Genomic DNA, 22,394 nt, shown 5'->3' on the forward strand with positions numbered 1-22,394 from the left:
CGGTCCACCACGGCAAAGGAGAGTACGCGCCACACGGCGCGCTCTGCGGTGGCGCCGGGCAAATGGGATCAAACGATCTACCACCATACGCACCCCCCACCCCCTAAGGCAAACCGGATAGCACATGCCCAGCTCAGCCGGGCTGTCGGCCCATGCGCCGGCCGACGCGGACGCCCCCGCGCCACCCCTCCGCTGCACACCGGCGCGTCCCGCCCCACCCCTCCGTGTGCACCGGCGCGCCCCGCCCCTCCGCCCTACACCGGCACCCCCGCCTCAGGGGCCGGCTCCCGGTGCGCCAGCTGCGTCCCCGGAGGCTCGTGCGCCGACGAGGAGGGCTCCGCCACCGTCGGCTCCGGCGTCGGGGTGGCGGGCGGCTCGTCGGTCGGGGTCGGCTGCGGCTCGACCGTCCGGGTGGGCTCCGCGGGCGGCGTCCGGGTGGGCGCCGGCGCGTCGTCCCCGCCCGTCCCCGGCGGGGTCCCGTCCGGGCGGGCGGGCGGCGGCGCCGAGAGGGAGGTGTCCTCGCCCTTCCCGGCCTCGCCCTTGCTCCGGCCCTTGCCCCTGCCGTCGTCGCCCTTGCCCTTCTTCCCCTTCTCCCGCCCCCGCCCCTCGTCGGCCGCCGCCGCGCCGTACCCGGCGCTGCCCGACACCGCGGGGCCGCCCCCGGACACCTCGCCGCCCCGCTCACCGGCGGAGTGCGACGGCTTGACGCTCCCGTCGGACACGTCGTCGCCGACGCTCATGCAGCCGGCGACGGCGGCGACGGCCACGGCCGTGACGGCCAGACGGACGGGTACGTACAAGGGGCGCACGGGCGGCCACCTCCGGGGGTCAAGGAGTCACCGTGCCCAACTCCCGTCACCCACAAGAGGACACGCGCCGCGCGACGCGGACCTTGACGCGGGACCCTCACCCGTACCCGAGGGCGTGCAGCCGCGCGTCGTCGATCCCGAAGTGGTGTGCGATCTCGTGGACCACCGTCACCTCGGTCTCCGCGACGACGTCCTCGCGCGTCTCGCAGAACCGCAGCGTCGGCCCCCGGTAGATGGTGATCCGGTCCGGCAGCACGCCCGCGTACCACTCGCCGCGCTCGGTGAGCGGCGTCCCCTCGTACAGCCCGAGCAGCTCGGGATCGTCCGACGGGGGTTCGTCCTCGACGAACACCGCGACGTTGTCCATCAGCCGCGTCAGCTCCGGCGGGATACGGTCCAGGGCCTCGGCGACCAGTTCCTCGAACTCCTCGCGCGTCATCTCCAGCACAGGCCCATTGTCGGGTACGACCGTGGAGTACGACACAGCCGTCCCGCACGCGCCCGCCGCGTCCCGCACTGCGTCACCACCACCGTCCGGCAGCCGGAGGCCGCCGCCCGCATACCCGCCCCGGGCCCTGGGCATACGGGACCAATGGCCCGCGTCCCCGCCGCAGCCCTGCACGTCCTGGCCGAGGTGATGAACCCCATCCGCCCCCTTCGCAACGCCTCACGCGCCCTCACCCACCGCCACCGCGCCCGCCGGACCTCCACGGCGGTCGAACTCGCCCCCCGGTCACGCCCCTGGACCCGCGCCGCCGGTCTCGTCACCGTCGTCCTGCTCGGCGCCTGGCTGGGCCTGCTCGTCGTGGGCGACGTCCGCGTCCCGGTCGGCCCCATGAACACGACGATGACCCTGCGCCCGTCCGTCGCCGGCGGCACGAAGATCAACGTCTCACCGCTCGGCGCCCTCCAGCTCGACAGCCACGTCGCCCCGGTCCGCCTCGACGTCAACGTGGACCAGCTCGACCCCGCCCGCGCCCAGGCCCTCGTCGACCACCCCGAACGCCTCTCCGGCCTCCAGGACGAGGTCGCGCAGGACGTCGAACACGGCACCCTCGACCTGGCCGTCCGCTCCTGCGTCGCCGTCGTCACCGGCGCCACCGCCCTCGGCCTCGCCGTCTACCGCCGCCCCCGGCGGGCCCTCGCGGCCGGCGGCCTCGCCCTCACCCTCCTGGTCGCGTCCGGCGGCACCGCATACGCGACCTGGAACCCCGACTCCGTCCTGGAACCGAAGTTCTCCGGCCTGCTCTCCTCCGCGCCCTCCCTCGTCGGCAACGCACGCAGCATCGTGACCGAGTTCGACGTCTACCAGAAGGAGCTGGCACGCCTGGTCACGAACGTGACCAAGCTCTACGACGTCACCTCGACGCTCCCCGCCTACCAGCCCGACCCGACCACGCTCCGCGTCCTGCACGTGTCGGACATCCATCTGAACCCGGCGAGCTGGAAGATCATCGCCTCGCTGGTGGAGCAGTACAAGGTGAACGTGATCGTCGACTCCGGCGACACGATGGACCACGGCACCGCGGCGGAGAACGGCTTCCTCGACCCCATCGAGGACCTCGGCGCCCCGTACGTCTGGGTCCGCGGCAACCACGACTCCCGCGTCACCCAGGATTACCTGGAGGGCCTGAAGAACGTGCACGTCCTGGACGACGGCCGGGCCCGGACCGTCGCGGGCCTGCGCTTCGCCGGCATCGGGGACCCACAGTTCACGCCCGACCGCTCCGAGCCGGACGGTGCCGAGGCCTCCCAGGAACTGGCCGGCGCCCGGCTGGCCTCCGCCCTGCGCGACCAGAGCGCGGCCGGTACCCCCGTGGACGTCGCCATCGCCCACGAGCCGTCGGCGGCCCGCGAGGTGGACGGCGCGGTGCCGCTGGTGCTCGCGGGTCACGTCCATCACGAGGACATGGAGGTCATGAAGTACGGCACCCGCCTGCGCATCGAGGGCTCCACCGGCGGCAGCGGCCTGCGCGCGGTCGAGGGCGAGTACCCCGACCCGATCCAGGCGTCGATCCTCTACTTCGACCGGGACAGCCGTCGCCTCCAGGCCTGGGACGAGATCAAGCTGGGCGGCCTGGGCCTGACGACGGCGGAGGTCAGCCGCCACCTGCCCAGGGAGAACCAGCCGGGCGCGACCCCGTCCCCGACGGGCACCAGCCCCTCCCCCACCGGTGCGGACCCCACGGGCACCACACCGGCCGGCCCGTCCCCCAGCCCTCCGTAAAACCGTTTTGGCGATACCCACCGCCATCCCATATGCTTCTCACGTCCCCGACGCGCTGAGAAGCGCCCAGGCGGGCCGATAGCCCTCATCGTCTAGCGGCCTAGGACGCCGCCCTTTCAAGGCGGTAGCACGGGTTCGAATCCCGTTGGGGGCACGCAGTACAGTGTGCGACACTGTCGTACACAAGCTTGGTCCTGTGGAGCAGTTTGGAGTGCTCGCCACCCTGTCAAGGTGGAGGCCGCGGGTTCAAATCCCGTCAGGACCGCTGAGGTTTCACGTGAAACCTCGCGGCTGGGTAGCTCAGTTGGTACGAGCGTCCGACTGAAAATCGGAAGGTCGCCGGTTCGACCCCGGCCCCAGCCACATTCAACCCCCGTCGAGATCATCGACGGGGGTTTTGTGTTGCGCTGGAGACGGTCGATGCGACCGGACGGAAATCGTTCGCCACGAAATTCGCGGGGATGAGATCCTGGAGTCCGTATGTCTACGCACCCCGCCCCCGCCCTCGGCGCCCTCGCACCCCGGCTGACCGAGCTGTCCCTGCGCGACTCGCACCGGCTCGGTCGGAGGCTCGAGGGTGCGCGGAAGATCCGTAAGCCGGAGGCCCGTGCCGCCGTCCTCGCCGAGATCGAGGCGGAGGTGGCCAAGGCCGAGCAGCGCATCGGTGAGCGCCGGGCTCGTGTGCCCGCCGTCAGCTACCCCGAGCAGCTGCCCGTCAGCCAGAAGAAGGACGTGATCGCGGAGGCCATCCGTGATCACCAGGTCGTCATCGTCGCCGGTGAGACGGGATCCGGGAAGACCACCCAGATCCCGAAGATCTGTGTCGAGCTGGGCCGTGGTGTCCGCGGCATGATCGGGCACACCCAGCCCCGCCGGATCGCCGCGCGTACCGTCGCCGAGCGGGTGGCGGACGAGCTGGACACCCCGCTCGGTGAGGCCGTCGGCTGGAAGGTGCGGTTCACCGACCAGGTGAACCCGGACGCCACCTTCATCAAGCTGATGACGGACGGCATCCTGCTCGCCGAGATCCAGACCGACCGCGAGCTGCGCGCCTACGACACGATCATCATCGACGAGGCCCACGAGCGGTCCCTCAACATCGACTTTCTGCTGGGCTACCTCGCCCAGCTGCTGCCGAAGCGGCCGGACCTCAAGGTCGTCATCACGTCGGCGACCATCGATCCCGAGCGCTTCTCCCGGCACTTCGGCGACGCCCCGATCATCGAGGTCAGCGGGCGGACGTATCCCGTGGAGGTGCGCTACCGGCCGCTCCTCGAAGAGGACGGGGACGACGCCGACCGGGACCAGATCACCGCGATCACCGACGCCGTCGAGGAGCTGATGGGGGAGGGCAAGGGCGACATCCTCGTCTTCCTCTCCGGTGAACGGGAGATCCGGGACACCGCGGACGCGCTGGAGAAGAAGAAGTACAGGTTCACCGAGGTGCTGCCGCTGTACGCCCGGCTCTCGCACGCCGAGCAGCACCGCGTCTTCCAGCAGCACACCGGACGGAGGATCGTGCTGGCGACCAACGTCGCCGAGACCTCCCTCACCGTCCCGGGCATCAAGTACGTCATCGACCCCGGCTTCGCCCGGATCTCGCGCTACAGCCACCGCACCAAGGTGCAGCGGCTGCCGATCGAGCCGATCTCGCAGGCCAGCGCCAACCAGCGCAAGGGCCGCTGCGGGCGGACCAGCGACGGTATCTGCATCCGGCTGTACTCCGAGGACGACTTCACCGCGCGGCCGGAGTTCACGGACGCCGAGATCCTCCGTACGAACCTCGCCTCCGTCATCCTGCAGATGACCGCGGCCGGCCTCGGCGACATCGAGAAGTTCCCCTTCATCGACCCGCCGGACCACCGCAACATCCGCGACGGTGTGCAGCTCCTGCAGGAACTGGGCGCGCTGGACCCGGCGCAGAAGGACGCACGCAAGCGGCTCACCGACACCGGGCGCAAACTGGCCCAGCTGCCCGTCGACCCGCGGCTGGCGCGGATGGTCCTGGAGGCCGACAAGAACGGCTGCGTCCGCGAGGTCATGGTCATAGCGGCGGCGCTGTCCATCCAGGACCCGCGGGAGCGCCCGGCGGACAAGCAGGCCCAGGCGGACCAGCAGCACGCCCGCTTCAAGGACGAGACCAGCGACTTCCTCGCGTTCCTCAACCTCTGGCGGTACGTGCGCGAGCAGCAGAAGGAGCGGGGCTCTTCGTCCTTCCGCCGGATGTGCAAACAGGAGTACCTGAACTTCCTGCGCATCCGTGAGTGGCAGGACATCTACACGCAGCTGCGCACGGTCGCCAGGCAGATGGGCATCCATCTCAACGATGAGGACGCTCCGGACGACCGCGTGCACGTCTCGCTGCTGGCCGGGCTCCTGTCCCACGTCGGCATGAAGGACGTGAAGGAGGGCGCGAAGAACGAGTACCTGGGCGCGCGCAGCGCCAAGTTCGCGATCTTCCCCGGTTCGGCGCTCTTCAAGAAACCCCCGCGCTTCGTGATGTCCGCCGAGCTGGTGGAGACCTCCCGCCTCTGGGCCCGCGTCAACGCGAAGATCGAACCGGAGTGGGTGGAGCCGCTCGCCGGGCACCTCCTCAAGCGGACGTACAGCGAACCGCACTGGGAGAAGGACCAGGCGGCCGTGATGGCGTACGAGAAGGTCACGCTGTACGGCGTGCCGATCGTGGCCCAGCGCAAGGTGAACTACGGGCGGATCGACCCGGAGGTCAGCCGCGAGCTGTTCATCCGCAACGCCCTGGTCGAGGGTGACTGGCGTACGCACCACAAGTTCTTCGCGGACAACCGCCGGCTGCTGACCGAGGTCGAGGAGCTGGAGCACCGCGCGCGGCGCCGGGACATCCTGGTCGACGACGAGACGCTGTTCGACTTCTACGACCAGCGGGTGCCCGAACACGTCGTCTCGGGTGCGCACTTCGACTCGTGGTGGAAGCACAAGCGGCACGAGCAGCCCGACTTCCTCGACTTCGAGCGCGAGATGCTCATCAACGAGAAGGCGGGGGCGGTCACCAAGGACGACTATCCGGACTCCTGGCGTCAGGGGCCGCTGAAGTTCCGCGTGACCTACCAGTTCGAGCCGGGCGCGGACGCCGACGGCGTGACCGTCCACGTGCCGCTCCAGGTACTCAACCAGGTCACGGACGAGGGCTTCGACTGGCAGATCCCGGGGCTGCGGGAGCAGGTCGTCACGGAGCTGATCCGTTCCCTGCCCAAGCCGATCCGCCGCAACTACGTACCGGCGCCGAACTACGCGCAGGCGTTCCTGGAACGGGCCGTGCCTCTTCAGGAGCCGTTGACGGTGACCATGGCGCGGGAGCTGAAGCGCATGGTGGGAGTGCCGTTCGACGCCGAGGACTTCGACTGGGCCAAGGTCCCCGACCACCTCAAGATCACTTTCCGGATCGTCGACGAGCGGCGCCGCAAGCTGGCCGAGGACAAGGACCTGGAAGTCCTGAAGCTCCGGCTGAGGCCGAAGGCGCGCAAGGCCCTTTCCCAGGCCGCGGCGGCCACCGCCGAGCGCAGTGGCGGCGAGTCCCTGGAACGTGCCGGGCTGACGGACTGGACGATCGGCACGCTGTCCCGTGTCTTCGAGACGCGCCGGGCCGGCCAGCCGGTGAAGGCCTATCCGGCGCTGGTCGACGACGGCGACACGGTCTCCGTACGCCTCTTCGACACCGAGGCCGAGCAGGCGCAGGCGATGTGGAAGGGCACGCGCCGGCTGATCCTGCGCAACATCCCGGTCAACCCCGCGAAGTTCGCGTCCGAAAAGCTGACGAACCAGCAGAAGCTGGGCCTGTCGGCGAATCCGCACGGGTCCGTCCAGGCCCTGTTCGACGACTGCGCGACGGCGGCGGCGGACCGGCTGATCGCGGACTTCGGCGGGCCGGCGTGGGACGAGGAGTCGTACCGGAAGCTCTACGACAAGGTCCGCGCGGAGATCGTCGACACGACCGTCCGCACGGTGGGCCAGGTGCAGCAGGTACTGGCCGCCTGGCAGGCCTGTGAGCGCCGCCTGAAGGCCGTGCGGAGCCCCGCGCTGCTGGCGAACCTCCAGGACGTGCGCGGGCAGTTGGACGCGCTGGTGAAGCCGGGATTCGTCACGGAGGCGGGGATCGGGCGGCTGCCGGACCTGATGCGCTATCTGGTCGCCGCCGACCGGCGGCTCCAGCAGATGCCGACCGGCGTCCAGCGGGACACGTCCCGGATGGAGAAGGTCCACGAGATGCGGGACGAGTACGCGTGGCTGCTGGAGCAGATGCCGCAGGGCCGGCCGGTCCCGCGGCAGGTCCTGGACGTCCGCTGGATGATCGAGGAACTCCGGGTCAGCTATTTCGCGCACGCGCTGGGCACGGCGTACCCCGTCTCCGACAAGCGGATCGTGAAGGCCATCGACGCGCTCGCGCCGTGACGGGGCCCGCACGGAGGGTGAGTTCGACCCGGGGGCTCGCCCTCCTGTAGAGTCTCTTCTCGCAGCGCAACGCAAGAAAGCGCGGCAAAACCTGGTCCTGTGGAGCAGTTTGGAGTGCTCGCCACCCTGTCAAGGTGGAGGCCGCGGGTTCAAATCCCGTCAGGACCGCAGAGAAGAGACCCGCACCGTCACCGGTGCGGGTCTCTTTTTCGTGCCCCTCCCGTCCCGGCCTCTGCGGGGCTTCTCCTGAACGCCTCCCGCTCCCGGCCCGTGCGGGGCTCCTCCCGCACGCCTCCCGCTTCGGCCGCTGCACGGCTCTCCCCCGTACGCCTCCCGCAGGCTCGGCGCGGGCCTCGTTCCCGCACTCCCTCCGCACATCCCTCCCCTCCTCCCCCAAAAGCGCTCAGCGGCCTTCTGGCGGCCTTGACGGCGTCACATTCGCTCGGTACTCCAAAGACAGGGCACGTTCCCCGTGTGGCCCCTGGAGGCGGCGTATGGCGGCATCGGTCAGGCACGAGACGCGGGCCCTGCTCCGCGCGCATCTCTCGGCCGCGTCGTCGTACGGCCATCTGACGCGCCACTGTCCGATCTGCCACCGGCTGCTGCGGCTGGCGCTGGACTCACCCGCCCCGCAGTCTCCTACGGGCCGTCAAGAGGGCGCCGGAGACGGGAGCGCATCCACCGCGTGAGGTCCGCCGGTCCCAACACCCTTGCCTCGCCGACCTGCTGGAGCCCTCGCCTCCCCATAACGCACATGCGTCGGAGCCAACAAGCTCCACGCCGTGTGACGGGTGTCACCGCATGAGTTTTTGAAACCGTGGCACTTACGGCTCCCCTACAACTAGTCAATTTAATATGTGCAATTGCACTGCCCTCCGCAGTCCACGCACAGCCGATCCGACACCCCTCCCCAGACTCCGACAAGGCCGCTCACAGGAGCCGCCGGCAGCTCACCGGCCGGCACAGGATCGGACACAAAAAGATCGCGCTGGACCCGGCGGAGTCCAGCGCGATCCACGACGCACCCCTGTTGGGGCAGGAACGGCGTCGTTCGAAGCTGTGGTTCCGAGCACCTCGGCAGATTGGGGGATCTACCGTTTTGCCCGGTTATTCAGTTGTTCAGGCCTCGCTGCGCTGCTGCGGAATGCCCGCGAGCAGAGCGCGGACCTCGGCTTCGCGGTAGCGGCGATGCCCGCCGAGCGTGCGGATCGACGTGAGCTTGCCGGCCTTCGCCCAGCGCGTGACCGTCTTCGGGTCGACGCGGAACATGGTGGCGACCTCAGCCGGGGTCAGCAGCGGCTCGGCATCAGGGGTGCGAGCGGTCATGAGCGGCCTCCTCGGGAGAACCGAACCTTCTCGGTTCTTTCCTCTAAATTCTGCACCTTGACCCGCGTTGCCCGAAATGGCGGACGCGAGTCGAGTCGGTTATAGGACGAACGGCTTGTCCTCGGCACTACAACTACACCATCTGTCCAGCCGCGTCGGCCAAACCGATGGAATTGCCCTCCCAGGTGTTCATCAGCGACGGAAGCCGATGGACCATGCCATAGCGGACAGTCACGCCACTGTGACGATCAGTCACAGGACGATCAGCAGTCATCAGACCCCCCAAAGCGTGCAATGCCGAGATTCCACCCACAGTGCACCACGGCAGGACGGAAGGAGCCCTCCCCGGGCTCCTTGTCCTATTTTGGCACGAGGAGGGGGAAGCGGCGCAAGAGTGCTGTACGTGCGGTCCGTCACGCTTGACACATACGCCCGGATCGGGACCTACGTCCCTTCTTGACAGGACATCAGCCCACACCGGACGGGTGTCGGACCGGAAGACCAAACCTCACATCGGGCGGTACGTCAAACGTCAGTTCGCCGACCGCCGGTCCCGCACCGCCCGCCAGCGCTCCACGAGCCGCCCGTACGCGGCCCCCGCCGTGACCCCGTCGCCGTGGCGCAGCGCCTCGATGCCCTCGGCCACATCGGCCGCGGAGTGGTCGTCCTCCAACTCGCCGGCCGGCACGGCGTGCACGAGCCCGCCGTAGTCGAGCTCCACCAGCGAGCGCGGGTGGAACTCCTCCAGCCAGCGCCCGACGTCGACCAGGCCGTCGATGAGCGGCCCCTCGTCCATGGCCTCCTTCAGGGCCCGCAGGCCCCGGGCCACCCGCCTGCGGGCCTGCGCCATCGGCGTCCGGTAGCGCAGCACCGGTGCGGCCGCCCCCTCGCCGTCGCTTCCCTTGTCGTACTCCCGCTCCGCGTCGGAGACCAGCACGAACCAGTTGATCGGCACCTGCCAGGTCGCGGTGCGGATCCAGGGACGGGCGTCGGGGTTGCGCTCCAGCCAGCGCTCGTAGTCCTGGGCGGACTGGCGGCGTACGACCGGCGGGAGCAGGGCGTCCAGCACCGGCTCCGGGAAGTCCTCGGCCAGTTCCCCCAGGGCCTGCCAGCCGCGCAGCCGGGTCCGCCAGGGGCAGACGCAGACGACGCCGTCGACCTCGGTCACGAAGGCGTCCCCGCTCTCGTGCACCGGCACCGCCACGGGCGGGGTGGGCAGCAGGTCGGTCAGGGAGCGGCGGAGTTCGTCCTGGTAGGAGGGCAGGTCGGGGCGGCGGGCGTAGCGGGTCCAGTGGCCCCGCTCCGGCTCCGGGAAGGCGGCCAGCGGCTCGTACACGCGCAGGTACGCCGCGTAGGGGACGATCACCGAGGACACCTTGGGCACGCCATGCTCCCTCCCCCGCACACCGCGGCGAAAACCTGCGGGAACCGAGCACGGGCGCGCGGGAATCCCTGCCAATCGTCGCACCTGCGTACTCCGTGCGGAGGTGATCCTGAGCACTGTGCGGCGGGCGGGCAGCCCCAGGCTCTAATCTCATGCCAAAGTTCCCGCCACCCTCCCCCTCTGCCACAAGCGCGGGGGGACCCCGACGGGGACCGTCCTCACTCGCCGCACCTACACAGGAGTCACCACCGTGACCGACGTAACCGGCGCACCTGCTGATGTACTGCACACCCTGTTCCAGTCGGACCAGGGGGGTCATGAGCAAGTCGTGCTCTGCCAGGACCGTGCCAGCGGTCTCAAGGCCGTCATCGCCATCCACTCCACCGACCTGGGCCCCGCGCTCGGCGGTACGCGCTTCTACCCGTACGCGAGCGAGGCGGAGGCCGTCGCCGACGCGTTGAACCTCGCGCGCGGGATGTCGTACAAGAACGCCATGGCCGGTCTCGAGCACGGCGGCGGCAAGGCCGTGATCATCGGTGATCCGGAGCAGATCAAGAGCGAGGAGCTGCTCCTCGCCTACGGCCGGTGCGTGGCCTCGCTCGGCGGCCGGTACGTCACGGCCTGCGACGTCGGTACGTACGTCGCCGACATGGACGTCGTGGCGCGCGAGTGCCGCTGGACGACCGGTCGCTCCCCCGAGAACGGCGGCGCGGGCGACTCCTCCGTGCTGACCTCCTTCGGCGTCTACCAGGGCATGCGGGCCGCCGCCCAGCACCTGTGGGGCGACCCGACGCTGCGCGACCGCACCGTCGGCATCGCCGGCGTCGGCAAGGTCGGCCACCACCTGGTCGAGCACCTGCTCGCCGAGGGTGCCCACGTCGTCATCACGGACGTGCGCAAGGACGTCGTGCGGGGCATCACCGAACGGCACCCGTCGGTGGTCGCCGTCGCCGACACCGACGCGCTGATCCGGGTGGAGAACCTGGACGTCTACGCGCCCTGCGCGCTCGGCGGCGCGCTGAACGACGACACCGTGCCGGTGCTGACCGCCAAGGTGGTGTGCGGCGCGGCCAACAACCAGCTCGCCCACCCGGGCGTGGAGAAGGACCTCGCCGACCGCGGGATCCTCTACGCGCCGGATTACGTGGTGAACGCCGGCGGTGTCATCCAGGTCGCCGACGAGCTGCACGGCTTCGACTTCGACCGGTGCAAGGCGAAGGCCGCGAAGATCTACGACACCACGCTGGCCATATTCGCACGTGCGAAGGAGGACGGTATTCCGCCGGCCGCCGCGGCCGACCGGATCGCCGAGCAGCGGATGGCGGAGGCACGTACCCGGCGCTGAGCGCACGCCGGTCGGACGGCGACCCGGCCGCGACCCGGCCGCGGTCCCACGATGATCCGGTGGCGATCCGACGGCGATCAGGCGGTGATCCCGCGCCTGTTCGGGGAAGGGTCATCGAATGTTTGAGCGGTACCCGCCGGAGGGCAGTTGGAGAGAACTCTCACTTATCCCGGCGGGTCGAGCGTCGAAAGGTGGTTAAAATCGCCGTTGACCAGCGAGGACGGGGCACCTCGCAGGTTCTGGGCGTGGCCACGTCCTACGGGCGACGTACCGTATGGGCGTGGGCTCAGGTACCGTGGAAGCCCTACGGACCGGTCTCTCCACGGAGAGCCCGTTCCGGACCATGAACGCGTGTCAAGACTCTGGGGCCGTCGAGCCCCGTCGTTGAGGGGGTCGAGCCATGGGGCGCGGCCGGGCCAAGGCCAAGCAGACGAAGGTCGCCCGCCAGCTGAAGTACAACAGCGGTGGGACTGATCTCTCCCGCCTGGCCGAGGAGCTGGGCGCATCGCCGTCGAATCCGCAACCGCCTAACGGCGAGCAATTCGAGGACGATGAGCAGGACGATGACGTGTACGCACGGTACGCCGACCTCTATGAGGACGACGACCAGGACGAGGACGGCCAGTCCCCGCAACAGCGACGCGGCGCTTGACCCTGCACTTAACACTCACCCGGTCGGTGACTCACGTCACCGACCGGGTTCTGTGCTACCCGTACGGCCGTCGGATGCTGTGCCATCCGCACGGCCGTCAGGTGCTGTGCCATCCGCACGGCCGTTGCCTCAGGCGGCGTAGTCGCCGACGAGGGCGGCGCCCGTCCCGTGGTCGTCGCGGTCGGTGATCTCGCCGGCCACCCAGGCGTCCACGCCGCGGTCGGCCAGGGTCGCCAGGGCCACGTCCGTCGACTCCTCGGGGACGATGGCGATCATGCCCACGCCCATGTTGAGGGTCTTCTCCAGCTCCAGGCGCTCCACCCGGCCCGTCGTGCCGACGAGGTCGAAGATCGCGCCCGGGGTCCAGGTGGACCGGTCCACGGTCGCGTGCAGGCCGTCGGGGATCACGCGGGCCAGGTTGGCGGCGAGTCCGCCGCCGGTGACGTGGCTGAAGGCGTGGACGTCGGCGGTGCGCATGAGCGCCAGGCAGTCCAGGGAGTAGATCTTGGTGGGCTCCAGCAGCTCCTCGCCGAGGGTGCGGCCGAGGCCGTCGAGGTGCGCGTCCAGGGACAGGCCGCCCTCGTTCAGCAGGACGTGGCGGACGAGTGAGTACCCGTTCGAGTGAAGCCCGGAGGCCGCCATGGCGACGACCGCGTCACCCTTACGGATGCGCTCGGCGCCCAGCAGCCGGTCGGCCTCCACGACGCCCGTACCGGCGCCGGCGACGTCGAAGTCGTCCTCGCCGAGCAGGCCGGGGTGCTCGGCCGTCTCGCCGCCCACCAGGGCACAGCCGGCCAGTACGCAGCCCTCGGCGATGCCCTTGACGATGGCGGCGACACGCTCGGGATGCACCTTGCCGACGCAGATGTAGTCGGTCATGAAGAGCGGCTCCGCTCCGCACACGACGATGTCGTCCATGACCATGGCGACCAGGTCGTGGCCGATGGTGTCGTACACGCCGAGCTGCCGGGCGATGTCGACCTTGGTGCCGACGCCGTCGGTGGCGGAGGCGAGCAGAGGGCGCTCGTAGCGCTTGAGGGCGGAGGCGTCGAAGAGGCCGGCGAAGCCGCCGAGGCCGCCGAGGACCTCGGGGCGCTGCGTCTTCTTCACCCACTCCTTCATGAGCTCGACGGCGCGGTCGCCCGCCTCGATGTCGACGCCCGCGGCTGCGTAGCTGGCACCAGTTGTGTCAGGCATGACGATGTGAACCTTCGTGTCGTACGGCAGGGAGGGCCAGGGGGCGGGCGGCTACGGGCGACGGATGGCGTCGGTGGCGGCCGTACCGGCGGGCCCGGCGGCCAGCTCGGTCTCCAGGAGCTGCTTGCCGAGCAGCTCGGGGTCGGGAAGCTCCATCGGGTACTCGCCGTCGAAGCAGGCGCGGCACAGGTTCGGCTTGGCGATGGTGGTCGCCTCGATCATGCCGTCGATGGAGATGTACGCCAGGGAGTCGGCGCCCATGGAGGTGCCGATCTCGTCGACGCTCATGCCGTTGGCGATGAGCTCGGCGCGGGTCGCGAAGTCGATGCCGAAGAAACAGGGCCACTTCACCGGCGGGGACGAGATCCGGATGTGGACCTCGGCGGCGCCGGCCTCGCGGAGCATGCGGACCAGGGCCCGCTGGGTGTTGCCGCGGACGATGGAGTCGTCCACGACGACCAGCCGCTTGCCCTTGATGACTTCCTTCAGGGGGTTCAGCTTCAGGCGGATGCCGAGCTGGCGGATGGTCTGCGAGGGCTGGATGAAGGTGCGGCCGACGTAGGCGTTCTTCACCAGACCGGCGCCGAAGGGGATGCCGGAGGCCTCGGCGTACCCGATGGCGGCGGGGGTGCCGGACTCCGGGGTCGCTATGACCAGGTCGGCCTCGGCGGGGGCCTCCTTCGCCAGCTTGCGGCCCATCTCGACGCGCGAGAGGTAGACGTTGCGGCCGGCGATGTCCGTGTCCGGGCGGGCCAGGTACACGTACTCGAAGACACAGCCCTTGGGCTTCGCTTCCGCGAATCGGGAAGTGCGCAGGCCGTTCTCGTCGATGGCGACGAACTCGCCCGGCTCGATCTCGCGGACGTAGGAGGCGCCGCAGATGTCGAGGGCGGCGGACTCGGAGGCGACGACCCAGCCGCGCTCCAGCCGGCCGAGGACCAGCGGACGGATGCCCTGCGGGTCACGGGCGGCGTAGAGGGTGTGCTCGTCCATGAAGACGAGCGAGAAGGCGCCCATGACCTGGGGAAGGATCTCGTGCGCGGCCTCCTCGATGGTCAGCGGCTTGCCGTCGTCGTCGACCTGGGCCGCGAGGAGCGCGGTCAGCAGGTCGGTGTCGTTGGTCGCCGCGACCCGCGTGGACCGGCCGTCCTGCTTGGGCAGGTCGGCGACCATCTCGGCGAGCTGGGCGGTGTTGACGAGGTTGCCGTTGTGCCCGAGCGCGATGGAGCCCTGCGCGGTGGCACGGAACGTCGGCTGGGCGTTCTCCCACACGGAGGCACCGGTGGTCGAGTAGCGGGCGTGACCGACCGCGATGTGACCCTGGAGCGAACCGAGAGAGGTTTCGTCGAAGACCTGGGAAACCAGGCCCATGTCCTTGAAGACGAGGATCTGGGAGCCGTTGCTGACCGCGATTCCCGCGGATTCCTGGCCCCGATGCTGGAGGGCGTAGAGCCCGAAGTACGTGAGCTTTGCGACCTCTTCGCCCGGAGCCCAGACACCGAAGACGCCGCAAGCGTCCTGGGGGCCCTTCTCGCCGGGAAGCAGATCGTGATTGAGTCGACCGTCACCACGTGGCACGTCTCCGAGTGTAGGCGAGGTCGACCACTGGTCCGAATTGGGGACATGGGCTCACGCGCGGGTCACTGCGCGGCGACGGCCCGGACGGTGTCGCCGTCCTTGCTGGTCAGCGTGAGGATTCCCTGATCGATTCGGTAGTCGATCCGGTCGCCGAAGAAGCGCAGCATCCGCTTCTCGGCGTCCATGAGTGAACCTTCGCACATCATTCGGGTGGTGGACGGGGTGCCGAGGGTGATATGTCCGTCGCGGACAGTGGCCTCGGCGTTGACGTGGTTGCAGGGGAGGCGGCCGGCGACGGTCTTCGCGTCCCGGTCGAAGGTGAGGTGGGCGCGGCCCTTCCGGCCCGGTGCCGGGTTCGTGTCCGGGTCCGGGTCCGTGACGGTCCACTCCGTGCCGTACAGGGAGGCGTCCTTCGCCCTGCTGAGCCGGACGGTGTCGCCGTCGGAGGTGGTGAGGGTCAGCCGCTCGCCCTCGCTCGTGGTGGTGAGCGAACCCGCGGTGAGGGTGCGGCCGAGGGACTTCTCGAAGTCGATGGGCGTCTTGCCGCAGGCCTTCTCGGTGAACATGGCGTCGCTGAGCCGGACGTGCTCGCCGTCGACGGCGGCGCGGGCGCTGAAGGTGTTGCAGCCGGTGCTGCCCACCGCCTCGCCGCTGTCGTCGATCCGGACCCGTGCCGCGTCCGGCGCCCTGTGGGTGGTGCCGTCCACGGTGACGCTGTCGATGCTCCACTGGACGCCGGTGAGGGGCTTGTCCGCGCCGACGGAGCCGCTGCCGCCGGCCTTCTCGCTGCCGCAGGCCGCCGCGAGGGGGACGAGCGCGGCGACGGCCGCCACGGTCAGGGTCTTGCTGCGCTGCTGCTTCCGCTTCTGCCTGTACATGCCGATTCGACGGAGACGCGGAGGGTCTGGTTCCCCTCAGCTGAGCAGTGGCAGCAGCTCCCCGAGGTCGGCCCGTTCGCCGCTCGCGCTCACCTTCGCCCCGGCCACGGCGTCCTTCCAGGTCAGCCGTCCCGCGGCCAGCCTGATCCAGGTCAGCGGGTCGGTCTCGACGACGTTGGGCGGGGTGCCGCGGGTGTGCCGGGGCCCCTCGACGCACTGCACGACGGCGTACGGGGGGATCCGCACCTCCGTCGAGCCGCCGGGCGCCTTCACGGCGAGCGCGTCGGCCAGCAGCCGGGTGGCGGCGGCCAGGGCCTGCCGGTCGTACGGCACGTCGAGGCCGGGCACGGCGGCGTTCAGGTCGTCGGTGTGGACGACCAGCTCGACGGTGCGGGTGACGACGTAGTCGGCGAGCGGCAGCACACCCGCGCTGGTGGGCAGCAGCCGGGTGCCCGGGTGGGTGTCGAGGCGTTCGGTGAAGCGCCGCTCGGCTTCGGCCAGGTGGGCGTCGAGGTCGTGGTGGTCCGCCGCCAGCCGGCGGGCGGTGCCGTCGATGGTGTCCGCGTCGGCGGCGATCGCGGCCGGCCAGTCGAGCAGGTGCCCGTCCTGCCGCGCGGGCTCCGGCTCCCCGAGCAGCCGGTCCACGACGGTCAGCGCCGTCCCGATGTGCGCGACCAGCTCTCGCACGGTCCAGTCGCCGAGCCGCGTCGGCAGCGCGAACTGCTCGGGGCCGAGGCCGCGGACGGCCGCCCGTACGTTCCCGAACTGGGCGAGTACGGCGGTGCGGGTCCGGGCGGGGTCGTAGGCGCGTGGGCGTTTTCTGGCCGGTGGCATGAGGGGAGCCTATGCGGGTGCGGTCGTCGGCGAAGGCGCCTCGAAGATCTCGCCGTTGCGCGGGACGCCGATGCCGCGCCAGGTGAAGGGGACGCCCCGGGCGATGTCCGGGTCGGGGCCGTCCATCAGCTGGAAGTGGACGTGCGGCTCGGTGGAGTTGCCGGAGTTGCCGCACCGGGCGAGCAACTGCCCGGCGCGCACCCGGTCGCCCTCGCGGACGGTGAACGAACCGCGCCGCACGTGGGCGTACATCGCGTACGTGCCGTCGCCGAGGTCCAGCACCAGATGGTTGCCGACGATCCGGCGGACCCCGGCCATCTCTCGGACCGAGCCCTCGACGAGCATCAGGTACAGCAGCGCGGGCAGCGAGTTGCGGCTCAGGTGGTCGCGCTGGGTGCCGTCGGTCCGGACGACCGTGCCGTCGGCCACCGCGAGCAGCGGAGCGCCGAACGCCGGGAAGTGGCGGTTGCGTCGGGCGAGCGGCCACAGGACGCGGAAGCCGGGACGGGCGCCGGGCTCCGGCTCCGCCACGAGGTCGATGGCGAAGGTCTGGCCGTAGGCGTGGACGCCGTGGCTCGGGGTGCGGTCGGCGGGGCTGTTCAGCGCGGACCAGCGGCCGGTGACGGGCGGGCCGACCTCGACGGGTTCACGGGCGACGCGCGGGGCGTCCGGGGTACCGCCGCCCCACCGGTTGACCACGGTGATCAGGACGTAGGGCAGGGGCAGCAGCAGGAGGTTCCACCACCACGGATACCCGAAACCGAGGATGATGTGGGCGGTCACCAGGGCGATGAAGCCCAGTTGCAGTGCCCTGAAGGTGATCATGGCTAGCTTGCGTGCGGACATGCTTCCCCCTTGATCGGACCTTGGTCGGACCTGACCTTGCCCGGCTCGGATCGCGCCGTTACCGGTCAGCCGCGGGCCGCCGACAGCGCCACCAGCAGCGGTACGACCCGCCCCGGCGGCACCTCGTGGCGGCCCCGGCCGGTGGTGTGCAGCCAGCCTGCGCCGGTGAGCTGACGGAGGTGGTGGTAGATCTGGCCGGTCGTGCCCACCTCGTCCAGCTCGGCGAGCTCGGCCGCGGTGCGCCGGCCGCCGAGGATCTCGCGCAGCAGCCGCAGCCGGACGGGATGACCGAGCGCGGCGAACGCCTCGGCGGCGTCGGCCCAGTCGACGTCCAGCAGGCCCTCGGTCAGGGCGCCGTGCTGCCATTCGTACCGCTCACCGGTCGGCAGGTGTACCGAGCCGGTGAACAGCACCCCGCCGGCCGCCGCTCCCAGCGCGGTGAGCTGCTCCTTCAGCCCCTCGAGGGCCCAGAAGTCGCCTTCCTGGGGGCGGGGCGCGGGCCGTTCTGCGGCTTCCAGCGCGGCGAGCCGCCGTTCGAGGTCGGCTACGCGTCGTTCCAATTGCTCCACTCTTCGAGATTACGTAAGTCCGTAATCTCACGCAAGTGTTCACTCGTACGTACGTCCGGCCGTGAAAGACCGCACTGCCGCCCCGCCGCCCCGCAGCCCCGAAACACTGGTCCGCGCCTGGAGGGAGGTGCAACATGACGGTTATGGCCGAGCACACGTCTCAGATGTCGGTGGACGAGTTCGAAGCGATCGCGTCCGCCGCTCCCGAGACCGTCACGCTGGAGTTCGTCGACGGACGGATCGGGACCAAAGCAGTGACTGACGGAGACCACACCGCCATCTTGTCTTGGCTGACCCGGCGCTGTATGCAGAGCCGGCCCGAACTGGACCTGGCGCAGGGCCAAGGCCTGCGCGTCGACGCGTACCGGCTAAGCAGGGCGAAACCGGATGCCATCCTCACAGCGGAGGCCCACTTCGCCGGACACGGGGAGTGGGCTGACCCGGATGGAGCGCTCATGGTCGTCGAGGTGACCTCCTACGACTCGGACTACGACTCGGACACGGACCGACGAGACCGTCGCGAGAAGCCGATCGCCTACGGCGAGGCGGGATTCCCGTGTACCTCTTGATCGACCGGGATTCCTGCACGGTCACAGTGCACAGCTCTCCGGACCGGAGTGTTGGCGGCTACCGTGATGTACGCGTCGCGAAGTTCGGCGATCGGGTGGTCCTCCCCGCCCCGGTCGGCATCGAACTCGACACGGAGATCCTCAAGAACTACGTGCGCTGAAGCGGCGAGGTCCCGCCCGGAACCAACCGGACGGGACCTCGGCCTCGTTACGACCTCGCGCGACCGCCTACGCGAGCAGCGCCGGGATCGTCTCCTCGTGCGCCGTGCGCAGTTCGGCCAGGGGCAGCGAGAACTCGCCCTGGACCTCCACCGCGTCTCCGTCCACGACACCGATGCGAGTCGCGGGCAGGCCGCGGGCGCCGCACATGTCGGTGAAGCGGAGCTCCTCCGAGCGCGGGACGGCGACGACCGCGCGGCCCGCCGACTCCGAGAACAGGAACGTGAAGGCGTCGAGGCCGTCCGGTACGACCAGACGCGCGCCCTTGCCGCCGAGCAGCGCCGACTCGACGACCGCCTGGACCAGACCGCCGTCGGACAGGTCGTGCGCGGAGTCGATCATGCCGTCGCGGGAGGCCGAGATCAGGATCTCGCCGAGGAGGCGCTCGCGCTCCAGGTCGACCTTCGGGGGCAGGCCGCCGAGGTGGTCGTGGATCACCTGGGACCAGGCCGAGCCGCCGAACTCCTCACGGGTGTCACCGAGGAGGTACAGCAGGTGGCCGTCCTCCTGGAAGGCGACCGGCGTGCGACGGGCCACGTCGTCGATGACGCCCAGCACGGCCACCACGGGCGTGGGATGGATGGCCGCCTCGCCGGTCTGGTTGTAGAGCGAGACGTTGCCGCCGGTCACCGGGGTGCCGAGCTGCAGGCAGCCGTCGGCCAGACCGCGCACGGCCTCCGCGAACTGCCACATGACCGCCGGGTCCTCCGGCGAGCCGAAGTTCAGGCAGTCGGAGACCGCGAGGGGCTTCGCGCCGGTCGTCGCCACGTTGCGGTAGGCCTCCGCGAGGGCCAGCTGCGCGCCCGTGTACGGGTCGAGCTTGGCGTACCGGCCGTTGCCGTCGGTGGCGATGGCCACGCCGAGGCCGGACTCCTCGTCCACGCGGATCATGCCCGAGTCCTCGGGCTGGGCGAGGACCGTGTTGCCCTGCACGAAGTGGTCGTACTGCTGGGTGATCCACTGCTTGGACGCCTGGTTCGGGGACCCGACCAGCTTCAGGACCTGGTCCTTGAGCTGCTCGCCCGTCTCCGGCCGCGGCAGCTTGTTCGCGTCGTCGGCCTGGAGGGCGTCCTGCCAGTCGGGGCGGGCGTAGGGACGCTCGTAGACCGGGCCGTCGTGGGCGACGGTGCGCGGGTCGACGTCGACGATCTTGCCACCGTGCCAGAAGATCTCCAGGCGGTCACCGTCGGTCACCTCACCGATGACGGTGGCGATGACGTCCCACTTGTCGCAGATCTCCAGGAAGCGGTCGACCTTCTCCGGCTCCACGACCGCGCACATGCGCTCCTGCGACTCGCTCATGAGGATTTCCTCGGGAGACAGGGTCGAGTCGCGCAGCGGGACGTCGTCCAGGGTGACGCGCATGCCGCCGGAGCCGTTCGACGCCAGCTCGGACGTGGCGCAGGACAGGCCCGCCGCGCCGAGGTCCTGGATGCCGACGACCAGCTTCTCCTGGAACGCCTCCAGGGTGCACTCGATGAGGAGCTTCTCCTGGAAGGGGTCGCCGACCTGGACGGCGGGGCGCTTCGACGGCTTGGCGTCGTCGAACGTCTCCGAGGCCAGGATCGAGGCGCCGCCGATGCCGTCGCCGCCCGTGCGGGCGCCGTAGAGGATGACCTTGTTGCCCGCGCCGGACGCCTTGGCGAGATGGATGTCCTCGTGCCGCATGACGCCGATGGCACCGGCGTTGACCAGCGGGTTGCCCTGGTAGCAGGCGTCGAAGACGACCTCGCCGCCGATGTTGGGCAGGCCCAGGCAGTTGCCGTAGCCGCCGATCCCGGCGACGACGCCGGGCAGGACGCGCTTGGTGTCGGGGTGGTCCGCGGCGCCGAAGCGCAGGGGGTCCACGACGGCCACCGGGCGGGCGCCCATCGCGATGATGTCGCGGACGATGCCGCCGACACCCGTGGCCGCGCCCTGGTAGGGCTCCACGTAGGAGGGGTGGTTGTGCGACTCGACCTTGAAGGTGACCGCGTAGCCCTGGCCGACGTCGACGACACCGGCGTTCTCGCCGATGCCGACGAGCATCGCGTCGGACTCGGGGGCCTTCTCGCCGAACTGGCGCAGGTGGACCTTGCTGCTCTTGTACGAGCAGTGCTCGGACCACATGACGGAGTACATGGCGAGCTCGGCGCCGGTCGGGCGGCGGCCGAGGATCTCCACCACCCGCTCGTACTCGTCCTTCTTCAGGCCCAGCTCGGCCCAGGGCAGCTCGACGTCGGGGGTCGCGGCCGCGTGCTCGACCGTGTCCAGAGGCGTCCGGCTCATGCGTTGACCAGCTTCTTGAGGATCGAGGTGAAGAACGGGAGGCCGTCGGTACGGCCGGTGCCGATCAGCGGCTCGACGGCGTGCTCGGGGTGCGGCATGAGGCCGACGACGTTTCCGGCGGCGTTGGAGATGCCGGCGATGTCGTTGAGCGAGCCGTTGGGGTTGACGTCGAGGTAGCGGAAGGCGACGCGGCCCTCGGCCTCCAGCTCGTCCAGCGTGCGCTGGTCGGCGACGTAACGGCCGTCCATGTTCTTCAACGGGATGTTGATCTCCTGGCCGGCGCTGTAGTCGCTGGTCCAGGACGTGTCCGCGTTCTCCACCCGCAGCTTCTGGTCGCGGCAGATGAAGTGCAGGTGGTCGTTGCCCAGCATGCCGCCGGGGAGCAGGTGCGCCTCGGTGAGGATCTGGAAGCCGTTGCAGATGCCGAGGACCGGCAGTCCGGCCTTGGCCTGGTCGATGACGGTGTCCATCACCGGCGAGAAGCGCGCGATGGCGCCGGCGCGCAGATAGTCGCCGTACGAGAAACCACCGCAGAGCACCACGGCGTCGACCTGCTTGAGGTCCTTGTCCTTGTGCCAGAGGGCGACGGGTTCGGCGCCGGAGACGCGGATCGCGCGCTGTGTGTCCCGGTCGTCGAGGCTGCCGGGGAAAGTGACGACGCCAATACGAGCGGTCACTTCACGGCCCCCGCGACTACGTCATCGGACTCGACCTTGACGGTGAAGTCCTCGATCACGGTGTTGGCGAGGAAGGATTCCGCAAGATCATGGATGCGGGCCAGGGCGGCGTCGTCGACCGGCCCCTCCACTTCCAGTTCGAATCGCTTTCCCTGACGTACGTCCGAGATCCCCTCGAAACCCAGCCGCGGCAGTGCGCGCTGCACCGCCTGGCCCTGGGGGTCGAGGATCTCCGGCTTGAGCATGACGTCGACTACGACGCGTGCCACTGGCACTCCCGGTGTGTGGTGCTGAGCAGGTCCCTTCAGACTACCCGTACAAATTTTCTACGCGCGTAGCCTTGGAGGAAACTACGTGAGCCCTGTCACGGTCCGGCATCGGGAGGAGGCCGCAACGAAAAGCTTCGGGAAAGATCCCGGATCGATCCCGGACGCCTATTGCGCCCACCCGTCTCCCACCACCACCCTCAATCGAAGTCGCCCGCGCTCCCACCTTGATTCCGGACACGCGGAGAGATTTAGTCGGGCTTCCCATTGCAATGCCGGGCACTGTACAAATGAAATGTCATTAGCCGATACTTTGCCCAATTAC

General features: G+C 70.0%; 18 protein-coding genes, 4 tRNA genes and 1 pseudogene. 10 read left to right on the top strand and 13 right to left on the bottom strand.

Translation table 11 applies throughout. The features are described 5' to 3' along the window. Positions 1-254 precede the first annotated feature (254 nt). Together ACH4F2_RS20460 and ACH4F2_RS20465 are read right to left on the bottom strand one after the other, a co-directional pair. Positions 255-809, bottom strand: a complete 555-nt coding sequence (locus ACH4F2_RS20460; protein WP_398134125.1) for a hypothetical protein — start codon at positions 807-809, stop codon at positions 255-257. A 97-nt stretch (positions 810-906) separates the two neighbouring features. After that, positions 907-1,257 carry a metallopeptidase family protein gene (locus ACH4F2_RS20465; protein ID WP_398134126.1) on the bottom strand — a complete coding sequence of 117 codons (351 nt, stop codon included), beginning with the start codon at positions 1,255-1,257 and terminating at the stop codon, positions 907-909. A 144-nt stretch (positions 1,258-1,401) separates the two neighbouring features. On the opposite strand from ACH4F2_RS20465, the gene ACH4F2_RS20470 reads away from it, so the two are divergent. The 7 genes from ACH4F2_RS20470 (at position 1,402) to ACH4F2_RS20500 (ending at position 8,150) form a co-directional block, all read left to right on the top strand. Continuing rightward, positions 1,402-3,036 (top strand): metallophosphoesterase, encoded by a 1,635-nt coding sequence (locus ACH4F2_RS20470; RefSeq protein ID WP_398134127.1) that lies wholly within the window; start codon positions 1,402-1,404, stop codon positions 3,034-3,036. A gap of 81 nt (positions 3,037-3,117) precedes the next feature. After that, positions 3,118-3,190 (top strand) — tRNA-Glu (locus tag ACH4F2_RS20475). Positions 3,191-3,226: 36 nt separating this feature from the next. Then, positions 3,227-3,301 (top strand) — tRNA-Asp (locus ACH4F2_RS20480). Positions 3,302-3,325: 24 nt separating this feature from the next. After that, positions 3,326-3,399 (top strand) — tRNA-Phe (locus ACH4F2_RS20485). Between the two features lie 117 nt (positions 3,400-3,516). Next, complete coding sequence (gene hrpA / locus ACH4F2_RS20490; RefSeq protein WP_398134128.1) at positions 3,517-7,461, top strand: ATP-dependent RNA helicase HrpA; 3,945 nt, start codon at positions 3,517-3,519, stop codon at positions 7,459-7,461. 93 nt (positions 7,462-7,554) lie between these two features. Then, a tRNA-Asp gene (locus tag ACH4F2_RS20495) sits at positions 7,555-7,629 on the top strand. A gap of 326 nt (positions 7,630-7,955) precedes the next feature. Next, positions 7,956-8,150, top strand: coding sequence for a DUF6274 family protein (locus ACH4F2_RS20500; protein WP_398134129.1), 195 nt, complete (start codon positions 7,956-7,958; stop codon positions 8,148-8,150). A gap of 430 nt (positions 8,151-8,580) precedes the next feature. On the opposite strand, the gene bldC is transcribed toward ACH4F2_RS20500, so the two are convergent. Continuing rightward, a complete protein-coding gene (gene bldC / locus ACH4F2_RS20505) occupies positions 8,581-8,787 on the bottom strand; it encodes a developmental transcriptional regulator BldC (protein WP_003949541.1) in 207 nt (68 codons plus the stop codon). Positions 8,788-9,319: 532 nt separating this feature from the next. Beyond that, on the bottom strand, positions 9,320-10,171 hold the full coding sequence (locus tag ACH4F2_RS20510) for a hypothetical protein (protein ID WP_398134130.1): 852 nt from the start codon (positions 10,169-10,171) through the stop codon (positions 9,320-9,322). A 250-nt stretch (positions 10,172-10,421) separates the two neighbouring features. Between ACH4F2_RS20510 and ACH4F2_RS20515 the strand changes: the two genes are divergently transcribed. Beyond that, a complete protein-coding gene (locus ACH4F2_RS20515) occupies positions 10,422-11,516 on the top strand; it encodes a Leu/Phe/Val dehydrogenase (protein ID WP_398134131.1) in 1,095 nt (364 codons plus the stop codon). 400 nt (positions 11,517-11,916) lie between these two features. After that, the gene (locus ACH4F2_RS20520; RefSeq protein ID WP_398134132.1) at positions 11,917-12,168 is read left to right on the top strand and encodes a DUF3073 domain-containing protein; all 252 of its coding nucleotides are present in this window, start codon (positions 11,917-11,919) and stop codon (positions 12,166-12,168) included. Between the two features lie 129 nt (positions 12,169-12,297). Here the strand turns inward: ACH4F2_RS20520 and purM are convergent, their stop codons facing one another. The 6 genes from purM to ACH4F2_RS20550 form a co-directional block, all read right to left on the bottom strand. Further along, a complete protein-coding gene (gene purM, locus ACH4F2_RS20525; RefSeq protein WP_398134133.1) occupies positions 12,298-13,365 on the bottom strand; it encodes a phosphoribosylformylglycinamidine cyclo-ligase in 1,068 nt (355 codons plus the stop codon). A gap of 51 nt (positions 13,366-13,416) precedes the next feature. After that, positions 13,417-14,943 (bottom strand): amidophosphoribosyltransferase, encoded by a 1,527-nt coding sequence (gene purF / locus ACH4F2_RS20530; protein ID WP_398134134.1) that lies wholly within the window; start codon positions 14,941-14,943, stop codon positions 13,417-13,419. A 62-nt stretch (positions 14,944-15,005) separates the two neighbouring features. Further along, entirely contained in the window at positions 15,006-15,821 is an 816-nt protein-coding gene (locus tag ACH4F2_RS20535; protein ID WP_398134135.1) for an META domain-containing protein, read from the bottom strand. 36 nt (positions 15,822-15,857) lie between these two features. Next, positions 15,858-16,655: a sterol carrier family protein gene (locus ACH4F2_RS20540; RefSeq protein ID WP_398134136.1), complete on the bottom strand. Its 798-nt coding sequence runs from the start codon at positions 16,653-16,655 to the stop codon at positions 15,858-15,860. A 9-nt stretch (positions 16,656-16,664) separates the two neighbouring features. After that, on the bottom strand, positions 16,665-17,501 hold the full coding sequence (locus tag ACH4F2_RS20545; protein WP_398134137.1) for a M23 family metallopeptidase: 837 nt from the start codon (positions 17,499-17,501) through the stop codon (positions 16,665-16,667). A gap of 65 nt (positions 17,502-17,566) precedes the next feature. After that, the gene (locus ACH4F2_RS20550; protein ID WP_398134138.1) at positions 17,567-18,070 is read right to left on the bottom strand and encodes an ArsR/SmtB family transcription factor; all 504 of its coding nucleotides are present in this window, start codon (positions 18,068-18,070) and stop codon (positions 17,567-17,569) included. 134 nt (positions 18,071-18,204) lie between these two features. Here ACH4F2_RS20550 and ACH4F2_RS20555 point away from each other — a divergent pair. Beyond that, a pseudogene (locus tag ACH4F2_RS20555) lies at positions 18,205-18,800 on the top strand (Uma2 family endonuclease). Between the two features lie 67 nt (positions 18,801-18,867). Here the strand turns inward: ACH4F2_RS20555 and purL are convergent. The 3 genes from purL to purS are packed head-to-tail and all read right to left on the bottom strand — an operon-like array spanning position 18,868 to position 22,072. Then, positions 18,868-21,126, bottom strand: a complete 2,259-nt coding sequence (gene purL, locus ACH4F2_RS20560) for a phosphoribosylformylglycinamidine synthase subunit PurL (RefSeq protein WP_398134139.1) — start codon at positions 21,124-21,126, stop codon at positions 18,868-18,870. Then, positions 21,123-21,803, bottom strand: coding sequence for a phosphoribosylformylglycinamidine synthase subunit PurQ (gene purQ, locus ACH4F2_RS20565; protein WP_398134140.1), 681 nt, complete (start codon positions 21,801-21,803; stop codon positions 21,123-21,125). Before purQ ends, purL begins: the two co-directional genes overlap by 4 nt. Continuing rightward, on the bottom strand, positions 21,800-22,072 hold the full coding sequence (purS, locus tag ACH4F2_RS20570; protein ID WP_398134141.1) for a phosphoribosylformylglycinamidine synthase subunit PurS: 273 nt from the start codon (positions 22,070-22,072) through the stop codon (positions 21,800-21,802). Before purS ends, purQ begins: the two co-directional genes overlap by 4 nt. Positions 22,073-22,394: the final 322 nt, after the last annotated feature.

Source organism: Streptomyces sp. NPDC017890 (assembly GCF_044328675.1).
Lineage (GTDB): Bacteria > Actinomycetota > Actinomycetes > Streptomycetales > Streptomycetaceae > Streptomyces.

Bases quoted from the DNA above. Each gene is read 5' to 3' on its own strand.
- ACH4F2_RS20500 (WP_398134129.1), top strand. From the start codon at position 7,956: ATGGCGGCATCGGTCAGGCACGAGACGCGGGCCCTGCTCCGCGCGCAT.
- ACH4F2_RS20520 (WP_398134132.1), top strand. From the start codon at position 11,917: ATGGGGCGCGGCCGGGCCAAGGCCAAGCAGACGAAGGTCGCCCGCCAG.
- hrpA (WP_398134128.1), top strand. From the start codon at position 3,517: ATGTCTACGCACCCCGCCCCCGCCCTCGGCGCCCTCGCACCCCGGCTG.
- ACH4F2_RS20470 (WP_398134127.1), top strand. From the start codon at position 1,402: ATGGCCCGCGTCCCCGCCGCAGCCCTGCACGTCCTGGCCGAGGTGATG.
- purM (WP_398134133.1), bottom strand. From the start codon at position 13,365: ATGCCTGACACAACTGGTGCCAGCTACGCAGCCGCGGGCGTCGACATC.
- ACH4F2_RS20540 (WP_398134136.1), bottom strand. From the start codon at position 16,655: ATGCCACCGGCCAGAAAACGCCCACGCGCCTACGACCCCGCCCGGACC.
- purL (WP_398134139.1), bottom strand. From the start codon at position 21,126: ATGAGCCGGACGCCTCTGGACACGGTCGAGCACGCGGCCGCGACCCCC.
- ACH4F2_RS20545 (WP_398134137.1), bottom strand. From the start codon at position 17,501: ATGTCCGCACGCAAGCTAGCCATGATCACCTTCAGGGCACTGCAACTG.
- ACH4F2_RS20535 (WP_398134135.1), bottom strand. From the start codon at position 15,821: ATGTACAGGCAGAAGCGGAAGCAGCAGCGCAGCAAGACCCTGACCGTG.
- bldC (WP_003949541.1), bottom strand. From the start codon at position 8,787: ATGACCGCTCGCACCCCTGATGCCGAGCCGCTGCTGACCCCGGCTGAG.